The sequence below is a fragment of the Nostoc sp. genome, from assembly GCF_036917555.1.
In the GTDB taxonomy this organism is placed as follows: Bacteria; Cyanobacteriota; Cyanobacteriia; order Cyanobacteriales; family Nostocaceae; genus Nostoc.
Genome location: NZ_JBALDD010000074.1, coordinates 46,923 through 59,077, shown reverse-complemented (window position 1 = coordinate 59,077; position 12,155 = coordinate 46,923). Strand labels below are relative to the sequence as shown.

Sequence of the window (12,155 nt, the reverse complement as noted above, 5' to 3'; positions counted from 1 at the left end):
TTAAACACCTTGTTGATGATTACGGCGACGAGTCCGAGCTGCTTGTTGGCGTTGGGCACGATTTTGCAGCTTGTCAGAAGACGGTTGGCTATTCTGGTTTGAATCCAAATACTTTGCTAAAGAGCCAATTGTTGAATACTGAAATAGCTTTACAGCAGGTAGCTCAATACCAAGTTCCTGTTTGACTCGCGCCGCAACTTGTAAAATTGAGATTGAAGTTGCTCCTAAATCAAAGAAATTATCATCAATCCCGACGCGATCAATTTTCAGCAGTTCGGACAAAATACCTGCAAGCAGACGTTCTAAATCGGTTTGGGGAGCAATATACGCTTGTTCCAGTTGCGGACGTTCTCTACTTGGTGCTGGCAATTTATGTCTATCTACTTTGCCATTTGCAGTTAAAGGCAGTGATTCTAACATCACAAATGCCGATGGCACCATATAATTAGGTAGTCGCTGTTGTAAGAAACCACGTAATTTATTGTGCGTATATCCACTGTTATAGTGAGGAACAATATAAGCTGTTAACTGTTTTTCACCTGCTTCATCCTGACAAGCTAAAACGACAATTTCCCGAACGTCAGGATGTTGTGCAATTTCCCGCTCAATTTCCCCTAGTTCAATTCGGAAACCGCGAATTTTTACCTGATTGTCAATCCGACCTAAGAACTCGATATTGCCATCTGGAAGATAACGAGCTAAATCTCCAGTCTTGTAAAGGCGCGTTGCTAAACTACTATCAAAGGAGTGATAAATAAACTTTTCGGCAGTCAAATCAGGACGGTTCAAATAGCCTCTAGCTAATCCATCACCACCAATGTACAATTCACCAGTTTCTCCAATTGATACTGATTGGAGATTGTTATCTAATATATAAACTTGGGTATTAGCAATTGGACGACCAATAGGAATCGAAACATCTAGTTGTAGTGGTGCTGTTATAGGATGGCAGCAGGTAAAAGTTGTATTCTCAGTTGGTCCATAACCATTAATTAGTTGACAGTTCTTTACTGTTTGGATAAATTTCTGTACATGGGGAACAGATAAGACATCACCACCTGCTAAAAGTTGACGTAAAGATTTTAAAACATCAATTTTTTCATCTACTATGAGGTGGAATAAACCGGCTGTCAGCCAAAGAGTAGTAACTTGGTATTGCTGAATAATCTGCCCTAATTCTTCTAAAGATGGTGTATTTGGAGGATAGATTACTAATCGACCACCATTAAGTAAACAACCCCAAATTTCAAAAGTGGAAGCATCGAAGGAAATAGGAGCAAGTTGCAGAATTACTTCTTCAGGCGTGAGGTGAGCATAATTAGTTTCTTTGACTAACCTAACTACACCACGATGGATAACGCTAACACCTTTGGGTGTACCTGTAGAACCTGATGTATACATGACATAAGCCAAGTTATCAGCAGTGACATTAGCGCTGAGGTTATCTTTTTTATTTTGGGTGATTGTATTCCAATCTGCGTCTAGGCAAATTACAAATGCTGTGTGAGTAGGTAATTTGGCAACTAGTTCTTTTTGAGTTAATAATACAGATACCTGGGTATCTGACAGCATGAAAGCTAAACGTTCTTGTGGATACCCTGGATCTAATGGTACATAAGCTCCACCTGCTTTAAGAATAGCTAAAAGTGCTATAACCATTTCTAAGGAGCGCTCTATGCAGATTCCTACAATAGTTTCTGTGCCTACCCCTAGTGATTGTAGATGTTCTGCTAATTGATTAGCACGACTATTCAAATCTCTATAGGTGAGATGCTGATTATTAAAAATTAGTGCTACAGCATTAGGTGTTTTCTCTACTTGTGCTTCAAACAACTGATGAATACACGCTTGCTGAGGATAATTAGTTTGAGTATAATTCCACTCGATTATTAGGTGTTTTTCGGATTCTTTCAAAATAGGTAATGTTAAATTATCTCGTTCTAGTTTGTTTTCTGATAATGAAGTTTGATCCTTGATTGCTAGAAATTCATTTTTATTTTGAGCCAATGAATTAGTTATTAGTTTCATATTTAACTGGAAGTAAAAATAAACTTCTTACAAAAAGCTTGTTTTTGGTTTTTAAGTAGCGCTGATTTTAACTTAACAATTTTATGGGTTAGCGATGCAGTTAATATTACTACTAAAATATACAATACCAGAATATCACTGACTGAAAAATATTAAAGATTGTTCCAGAATTACATGGAATATACAAAAGTATATTAACGATCTAGATTTTTAGCTAAACCAGTGAACCATGTAATTCGAGCACGATATTGTTATGAAATCAATGATTAATAAGGAATTGAGTGTATTTAAAGTTAAGATGAATTTATTATTTTCCGTATTTAGATAAACAGATAAAATAAAAAGCGAAAAAGCATTTTTATATGTTTAGATCCTAGTATTTTTACTTAGAGGCAATAGTTACATTGTTAGCTTTGAAATTATATTAAAACACTAATTTGACAACAAATTATGCCGCAATCCGACAATATTTGTGTGAAAGGGCACTGACTCTAAGATCTAGTTCTCTTATTCTGACCTATTTCCTCAAAATCGTAGGTAGTTTCACTACATCTTCATTGAAAATTAAAATTTTAGAGATGTTTGCAATGGGAATATTAACTATACGTAGATTTATTTTTAGATAATAAGAACAATTAATACATTGAGAAAGAAAAAATACAGTGATTTTAGCGACTAATAAGTAATGTAAACCCTTCAAGGTAGGTTGACTCCAGCGAAACGACAATAGGGTGGGCATTACAATGCCCACCCCACAATAACGAACTATTTGCTGTAGTCTACGTAATTGAAAACCGCTGTTTCAACTGATAGTTATTTCTGCCACGCTGCGCTAGCCGAACAGACTAAGCCACAACACTAGCAGAGAAAACGAAGTCATTTGCGCTCAGGCTAGTTGAGGTAATTTGTAATAATGAAGCCAACTCTGTATTTCCGGTTTTTATGATCGTGTCAGCACCCTGTTGCAATAGGGTTAGGGCACTAAACTGAGTGACGCCAATCCCGCCCAGCCCGATTTTATCAATACCGATCGCAAAATCAGTCACAATATTTTTGCTAGTTGGCAGACTGGCGTTAGCAATCCAGAACTGGTCAGCACCAGCACCACCATTCAGCCTATTACTACCCTGTTGACCAGCAAATAGCACATCATCACCATCGCCACCAAAGAGCGAATCATTCACACTAGAGAAGAGTTTGTCATCTCCAGAGCCACCGTAGAGACGGTTATTGCTACCGTTACTGGTAAGGGTATCGTTACCTGAACCACCGAATGATAATTGACGCGAACCTTCAATTACTGTCAAATTATCAGCACCTGCGCCTCCAAATAAATTATTACTACCATTGGCTTCAACTACAGTAACTTCGTCATCACCATTACCACCATCGGCACTAGTGTTGCTAGCAGGGCTGTTTGCACCAATCAAGATTTGATCGTTACCCTCTCCTGTGGACACCGAGGAGTCACTACCGACTACCACCGTGTCATCACCGCTTCCAGTCTGGATTGTGTTACCTTTAGTACCGTTTACAAAGTCTGCTCCGTCACCTGTAAATAAGGTTTGATTTGGCTTAAGGGTGACATCATCACTATTGGTACCAAATTGAAGGTCTAGTGTTGTTAATCCAACAGTGCGACCATCAAACCCTGCGGCTGTAAAGTAATGAGTATTACCTACAGTCTGAGAATCGAGAATTGTTGCTTGACCATTAGTAGTTTCATCCGAAGTCAAGACTTCTTTCGTCGAGGGAACTACATCCGGGCCTCCCACCAGTGCTTCTGTAATGGAACGACCTTTCAAATCACCATTACTGGGAATTTCTAACCCTAAAATACGAGCAAGTGTAGGTGTTACATCAGCATTACTGACGGGTGCATAATCCACATAACCTTGTTTAAAATCAGGGCCAATAGCCTCCATATTATTGAAGGTATCACCTCGGCCAAAGCTGCCATGCATCCCCTGCCCTTGCTGCAAAGTTGTATCAGCAATTTCTACTTGAGCTTGAGGGTTGTTTGGGTTATTTGGGTCGGTACTAAAGGTTTTGAAGTTGATCACTATAGATGGAACTGGTGTTTGAGCATCACCTTTTAGCCCGATCGCACTCAATGGTAAAGCACCTGGGATATTTCCATAAGCATCGTCTACGAAAATACCACTAATGTAGTCTTTTTGCGAAAGCAAATTCACTACCTGTTTAGCTAAATCAGCATTGCCATTAGGCAGATAAATCAGGTCAGAACCACCATTGGCAGCTACAACTATCTTTGTAGCTGGGTCAAGTTGGCCATTAATTACCTGACCTGTACCTCCAATTACACCATTTCCAGAAATAGGACGTTGACCTTGTGTAGCATCAACAGTGGCATACTGGATGTGGTTCAGGTCTGGGGGAAGAGTCGTAGGGTTAGGATCGTATAAGGGTAGACCTAGATCGTGAGCTAAATCAATCGCAACAAAGCCTGCTGGTAGAAATCCCGGATTTACACCTGCATAAGTTTGGGTGGTAGCATAACTTGTAGTTTTTGTGCCTTGGCTATCAATAACTTGTTTGCTGATGGTAGAAAAACCGTGGTCGGAAGTAACAAAGACATCAGTAGTCTTGTCTAAACCTGTACTCTTGAGATAGTCAAGAAGTTGCTTTAAATTATCATCAGCATTTTTCACCCCAGCTTTGGAAGTAGGGCCATTAATACCTGGTGTCAAGGTGTTTAAGCTATCACCCTGATTGTGTTGACTACCATCAGGATCTCTTGACCAGTACACCAATGCAAATGGTTTACCGTCTTCCTGAAACTTGGGTAAAATTACCTTGGTTGTGGCATCTGCAAAGTATTGTTGTTGAGCCACGTTGGCATTCAGGGTTCCTGGAGTTGTGTTGTTACCAGCTGGCTGGACTCGCGGTGTCGGTTTTACATCTAGTCCAGCCGTTTGTAAGCGAGCAACAATATCTGGATCGAGTGGAACAGCAGAAGGTGAACCAGCGGCTGTAGTCGGCGGTGTTGCACCATTTGTAGTGTCATCAATAATAATTGTATCGGGAGTAGGAATAGTACCTGTAGTACCACCTTCTCGGTTAACTTGTGTGACATCTTGGATGGCAACTGGCCCTAATTTACCAACGGCTGCGGTGTTGAAACCCTGCGATCGCGCGTAAGCTAATAGTGACTCTTCATCTAAAAAGTTGTTACCGGGAAACTTTTCATCGATATCCCCCAGAACCGCATCATTTTCGATGAATGGCGTTACACTACCATTGGCATTAGGGCTAGGAAAACCAGTATAGATAGTGTTGCTAAAATCACCTGTATCACCAAGGTAATGCCCTGTGGCGATCGCAGCAGCATTCGGAGTGGTAAATGTCGGAAACAGCGAATGACTATTGGCGAAACTAACTCCTTGCTGACGGATGCTATATAAAGTTGGGGTATCAATGGGGTTTACAGAACCGTTACGCAAGCCATCTGCAACAAAAATAATCACATTTCTACCGTTGCCATTTGTATCAGCCATACCGATTACTCCTTAAGTATTGTGAGCTACGAGCAATGCCTACGCAGCAATTGTGTGTCTATAGACTGAGCGATTAATTACACTCAACCCAAGCAAAAAATTCTTGGTTACAGAAACCTAAGTAGTATTTGGTGACAAAATGCTTAGTGTCCACACAAATTAGTAGAGACAATTAAATGAACTTAAATCTGGTTACTGTTTCAAAAGATAGTTGTTCAATGTTTAAGGAAAGTTATAAATAAGTTAAGATTTGGGACAAAAACCAGAAAGATTTTTAAAGACAAAATTACTATATAAGATATAAAAAGCGAGGGAATATAATTCCCCCGCATTAGCAAAATCGCTACGGCTTAACTAATGAATGAATGTTGAATCTAAGCTGTAATTATCTTTCGGCTAAACGACACTAGCAGAAAAAACGAAATCATTTGCTGTGAGGTTAGTTGATGTAATTCCCATCAATGAAGCCAACTCTGTATTTCCAGTTTTCACGATAGTATCACTACCTTGTTGCAATAGTTTCAAGGCACTAAACTGAATAACACCAATACCGCCCAGCCCGATTTTATCAATGCCGATCGCAAAATCAGTCACAATATTCTTGCTAGTTGGCAGACTGGCGTTAGCAATCCAGAATTGATCGACACCAGTACCACCACTGAGGCGATCGCCACCCCCTTGTCCAGCAAATAGCACATCATCACCATCGCCACCAAACAGGGAATCATTGACACTGGAGAAGAGTTTGTCATCGCCAGAACCACCGTAGAGACGGTTATTGCTACCTTGACTCTTGAGAGTATCGTTACCTGAGCCACCGAAGGATAATTGACGCGAACCTTCAACTACTGTCAAAGTATCATTACCTGCTGCCCCAAGCAAATTATTAGTACCATTGGCTTCTACTACGGTAACTTCATCATCACCAGCACCACCATCAGCATTAGTGTTGTTAGCAGGGCTATTTGCGCCAATCAAAACTCGATCGTTATCGTCTCCTGTGGACACCGAGGAGTCACTACCGACTACCACAGTGTCTTCACCATTCACAGTCACAATTGTGTTACCTTTAGTACTCTCTACAAAATCTGCTCCGTCACCTGTGAATAAGGTTTGATTGGGCTGAACGGTAATATCATTGCTAGTAGTGGAGCCAAAATTAATTTCTTCAGCTTTTAGCTGACCTAAGCCAGGAGCAAGATTAAGGGGCTTCTCCAGTTTCAGCAGTAGAACTTCATTGTTGTCTATGACTGGATTTTCAGGATCGTTCCCAGGACGACCTGTAGAGAAGGGATAGTTGTTGTCATTAGCTACCAAAATGGTATTTTTGTCAACAACCAGAACATTCTCAATAGTTTGGAATGGGAAATCGAAGGTGGTCTTACTATCCCCATTCAGGTCGTTGGGGTCTTTGATATTTAACAAGTCTGCAACTTCTTCTTTAGCGACATAGCCATTAGAATCTGTTTTAGACAAATCTATTTTGTAGATCCTCTTAAATTTAGCCGCAGCCCCTTGATTGTTATCCCGTTCAATGACTAGGTACTCATTATCATTAATGACTGCTAAATCCCCAATGGAATTTGACGGATTATCCAATCTGTAGTAGAGCTTTTTATCAGCGTACTCGTGGCTGGCTAAATCAAATTCGTTAATCCGCAAAGCACCAGGAGTATCACCTTGAACAGTACCTTCTAGGAGGAAATAAAGCTTGGTTTTGCTGGCGTTAATTGCTCCACCTTCAAAACCTTTGGAACCAGCCAAGTTAGCAAAAGCATCTCCTGAAAGTACATCTGGGTTTTGTGGCGATCGCACTACATTATACTGAGGATCATCTCTGAGTTGATCTCGTACTTTATCCCCAATATCTGGGAAATCTGTAAATAGTGCATCTACGCCTAATTGATAGAACTGTTGGATCTCTAGCTCTAGCTTGCCTTTATAATCTGCCGCTAAGTATTGATCTTCCACCCGGAAGGTGTAAGGATGAACCTGCAACCCTGCGTTATGAGCATCTTGAATTAAGGTAGAGGGAGGTAATGTTGTCTTATCAGCATCATTGACTGCTCCATCCCCATTCACATCATCGGCTTTGCCATCACCATTAGCATCAGTACCTTTGACGCTAACAATCATCCGCTTCCAAGGGCCAATGCCATCAGCATAAGTCGCAACTTCAGTCAAGCCTTCTGGAGTTCGTAAGTCGCCATAAGTGCGAGTGTCACCACTTACCTTTAGATCATAGGGCTGACTTTCCACGATCTTGCCGTTGATATCAATGTCACTGGCATCTAGAAGTTGGACAAGTGGAATATCCACTCCTGCCGCAGGCATAATGACATCGTGTAGTTCTTTGAGGTTACTCACTTCAAAGGATTGGATGAAGATCCGGCTGGGGTCAGTGAAGTTATTTGCCTTCAGCGCATCAATGAGTAACTGACTGATGTTTCTGTTTATTTTTTCCGTCGTGCCTACATAAGTAGCTTCATCGGCCAAATAGGTTGGATGCTTAGTTTCAGGGTAGATACCAATCTTTTTACCTGTGTCGGCTTCTACTTGCTTAACTAAATTGATAATTTCCGTAAAGGTAGGAATCTCAAATTTATCGTCAAAGGAATGATCGCGGAAAGGTAGACGTTCTTCTGCTCGTAAAGTCTTGATTTCAGCTAAAGTGAAGTCTTCAGCAAACCAACCTGTAATTGTGTTTCCATCTAAACTTACCGTTTTTTTGCGATCGGCAAACTCTGGATGTTTGTAAACATCTGTGGTTGTGTTGTTAAAATTGACAGTGCCATCAGCATTTAAAACTGCTAACGCTGGCTCATGGCGGGCAATTAGCACACCATCTTTTGTCACAACCAAATCAGGTTCAATGAAGTCAGCACCGCGCTCAATTGCTTGTTTATAAGACTCTAAGGTGTGTTCTGGACGATAGCCACTTGCACCTCTGTGACCAATGACTTTAGGTGCTTCTCCATCTAACGTTTTGAATTGGTCGGGTGTAGTAATGGGAGCCTCTAATAACTTACCAGTAGCATCAAAATGCAGCAAGTAGGGGCCAAACTCGTCTCCAATCCAGATTGTCCCGTCTTTATCAAAGACGAATGACTCTACATCAAAGTCTGCACCAGTTAGTAATCTGTTATTAGTTCCTTCGTTAACAATTTCAAAAGGAACTTTGTTGTTAGGGTCAGACAGTTGGATGTAGTCTAAAACTTTAACGCTGCCGTCTCCATTTTCTGTTCCCTTAAAATTAGGGTCTAGACGATTGATTCGTAGCAAAAAGTCTGCACTATTATCTTTGCTACCGTAACCGTTATCTGACAGGAAGTACAAAGAGTTGCTGTTAGCAAATTGAACACCGCTAAAGCCTTGTATTGGTTGTCCTAGGAAAGGTCCCGTTCTGCCATTAGCTGAAACATCTTTACCAGAAGCTGGCCCATCACTAAAGGTATCAGCAGGCAAAGAGGCAAAACCGACTAACTCAACTTTTGGCACTATTGAAGCAATGACGTTCTTAGCCATGAAAGAGAATCTCCCTGTGTTTAATTGTTGAGATGGTCTTCGCTCTAGTGGAATCAAAAAAGTAATACAGCAGAATTCAGAATACAGAATTCAGGAGTAAAACACGCTTTATACCTGGGTAACAGACTTAGCCTGTGTACCTCACCAACTTGAAATCTGCTGTATCGTTAAAGCAAAATTTGTAGTTATAGACATCTAGAGATGTAGTTGACTTGTAAACTTGTTGAGTCTGAACTATTAAATATCAACCACTATAATTGACATCTCACTAGAGGATTAAGGTATCAAAATTAACAAATTTAATTGCATATTAATTAACATACATAGCAAAAGTTGTGAAAAAATTGTGGACTGGTTAAGAAATGTTGTATGTATTGCAATCTTTTGCTTAATATGTTGTCAAAAATTTTGTGTATATTTCTGGTAATATAATTTTTTTTTGCACTTCCGTGTTAGTGATTAAATTGCCCAAGTATTTAGTTTTTAATAAAAAGCCGACTTTGCTATGTTTTTGTGAAAAGCTGTAGTCAGTGCAAAATAATAAAGAGACTATCTCCATGACATCAAAGAGCAGGAAAAAGACCTCACGGCGTAGTTTCCTCCAAGGAGTAGCCATTAGCACAGCTGCGGTTACTGGAGTTGAATTACTAAAAAAAGATGTGGCAGATGCAGCAGATGCAGCAAGTGAAGTGCATTACGGGGAGATTCCTTCTCAAAGCACTGAATTTGACTTTACCGAGAAATCAGCAGCCTTACAGCCAGACAAGATTGTTAATAGTGCTTGCCAATTTTGTAATTCTCTGTGTCGTCTGAAAGTTCATGTCAAAGACGGACGGATCGTAGATGTCTTAGGTGAACCGGACGATCCAGTACAGGCTGGTGGTTTTTGCATCAAGGGGCCAATGATGACTGAGCTAGTCTACAATCGCTTTCGGCTAAAATACCCGATGAAGCGGGTTGCAGGAGAGAAAGGTTCACCAGATTCACAATTTGAGCAGATTTCTTGGGATGAAGCTCTTTCAATCATCGCCAGCAAGTTCTTGGCACTTAGAGATGCTGGAGAAGCTAGAGCGATCGCAAATAAAACTTCTGGTAGATTACCACGGGGAACAGGTTCTTTGGTCGGACGCTATTTCAATTTGTTGGGCAGTCCCAACGATACTGATGTCGGGCCTGTATGTAATGATGCTGGTGGCAATGCCTTGGCTTGGACATTTGGATTAGGCAATTTTACCAATGGTTATGGGATTGATGGCGCGACTAAAAAAGAAGACTTAGGCTCGGCTAAATTCTTCCTGTTTTTGGGTACGAATCAAGCAGAAACTCATCCTGTTACCTTTACTTACCTTTTGAGAAGCCGAGCGAAAACCAAAGCCAAATTAGTAGTCATCGACCCACGCTTAACTCCCACAGGAGCGCAAGCTGATGAGTGGATTGCACCCAAACCACACACAGACTTGGCTTTAGTCTTAGCAATGCTTTACCACATAGTTACTCATAACTTATATGATGCTGCTTTTGTACAAAAGTGGGTGCTGGGTTTTGAAGAACTCAAAAAACACCTCAAGAGCAATAATTACACACCAGAATGGGCGGCAGAAATTACGGATGTTCCAGTATCAAAAATCAAATTTATAGCTGAAACTTATGCTAAAACCAAGCCTGCTGCCATTTTCTGCAATGCAGGCATTTCCCATCAACTGAATGCTTTTGATACTTACCGCTGTCTGGCATTCTTGGCGGCGATTACGGGCAATATTGGTATTCCTGGTGGTGGCTGCAATTTCATGCACAACACTTGGCCAGGGGGATTAAATCTACCACCGATTCAAGGCAAGATACCTAAAAAAGATATAGCTTTACCAGTTGGGCCGGATTATCTTAGCGAAGCTATCATCTCCGGTCAACCTTATCAACTCAAAGCACTCATAACTCAAGGCAATCCTTTGCTAGCTTGTTCCAACACAACTAAAGTACAACAGGCTTACCGCCAATTAGAATTTTATGTTTACACGGGATTATTTATGGAGGAATCGGCTTATTATGCCGACATCATCTTGCCCGTCACCAGTGGTTTTGAGATGGAAACTGTTTATATGCGACGAGACGATCGGGCAATTCGTTGGCAACAACAAGTAGTTGCGCCTGTAGGTGAATCAAAACCAGATTGGTACATTTGGATTGAATTAGCACACGCCACAGCTAAATTAGACAAACGTAATCCACCGCAATACTGGCAGGACAACTTTCCTTTAGCGTGGAAAGACTACCGCCATCTGTGGGCAACTTTTGTGGCGAACACTCCAGGCATGGCTGGTATGACTCAACAAAGGCTGAGTGAACGCACCGAACCCTTACGTTGGCCTTGCCCAACAGTAGATCATCCTGGTGTCAGCACTCTTTATCTGGATCATTCGTCTTGGTATCAGGCCGCAGAAAGCCTCAATGTTGATAATATTGGTAAGCGATTTCTAACTCCTAGTGGAAAAGTGGAAATCTACACTTCACAGTTACAAAAGCAGTTGACAAAAGCAGGACACTCTGCATTACCTATTTTCTATACCCACCCAGAAGTTACAGGTAGAAATCCTACAATCGAGTATCTAGCAGAACTAGTAAAAAATCCGGTAAATCCCCACGCACTGACTCACAATGTGAAGTTGGGAAAACTTTCGACTAGTGAAATACATAAAAAGTACCCACTAATGGGGACTACTGGCAGGTCTAGTATAGTTCATTTTCATTCTGTTACTCACTGGACTTACACAGGCAAGCAAAAAAATGGTGTTCGCTTAGTACAAATTCACCCAAAAACCGCACAAACTGCTGGTATTGAAAATGGTGATGAGATTATTGTCGAAAGTCCCAGAGGATCGATCAAAGGCACAGCATTGCTTTGGCAGGGAATTCGAGAAGATACTATTTTTGTGCCTAATTGGTTTGGTTCCCAACAACAAATGGCTCAAGATTTAGGCACACCATACTATGAAGCAGCTAATGTCTTGATTGACCAAAAGTACTATGACAATCTTTCAGGACAGCAAGCTTTTAAATGTTTTGCGTGCCGAATAACAAAAGCATAAT

Annotated in this window: 4 protein-coding genes; 1 reads left to right on the top strand and 3 read right to left on the bottom strand. The window is 40.9% G+C overall.

Annotated elements, in window-relative coordinates:
- The 3 genes from V7K60_RS28640 to V7K60_RS28630 all read right to left on the bottom strand — a co-directional run bounded on the left by V7K60_RS28640 (window position 1) and on the right by V7K60_RS28630 (window position 9,044).
- Window positions 1-2,028: a non-ribosomal peptide synthetase gene (locus tag V7K60_RS28640; protein WP_334930650.1), complete on the bottom strand. Its 2,028-nt coding sequence runs from the start codon at window positions 2,026-2,028 to the stop codon at window positions 1-3.
- Window positions 2,029-2,873: 845 nt separating this feature from the next.
- Entirely contained in the window at window positions 2,874-5,546 is a 2,673-nt protein-coding gene (locus V7K60_RS28635; RefSeq protein ID WP_334930647.1) for an alkaline phosphatase family protein, read from the bottom strand.
- A 396-nt stretch (window positions 5,547-5,942) separates the two neighbouring features.
- Window positions 5,943-9,044, bottom strand: coding sequence for an esterase-like activity of phytase family protein (locus tag V7K60_RS28630; protein ID WP_334930831.1), 3,102 nt, complete (start codon window positions 9,042-9,044; stop codon window positions 5,943-5,945).
- A 584-nt stretch (window positions 9,045-9,628) separates the two neighbouring features.
- Between V7K60_RS28630 and V7K60_RS28625 the strand changes: the two genes are divergently transcribed.
- Window positions 9,629-12,154 (top strand): molybdopterin-containing oxidoreductase family protein, encoded by a 2,526-nt coding sequence (locus V7K60_RS28625; protein ID WP_334930645.1) that lies wholly within the window; start codon window positions 9,629-9,631, stop codon window positions 12,152-12,154.
- Window position 12,155: the final 1 nt, after the last annotated feature.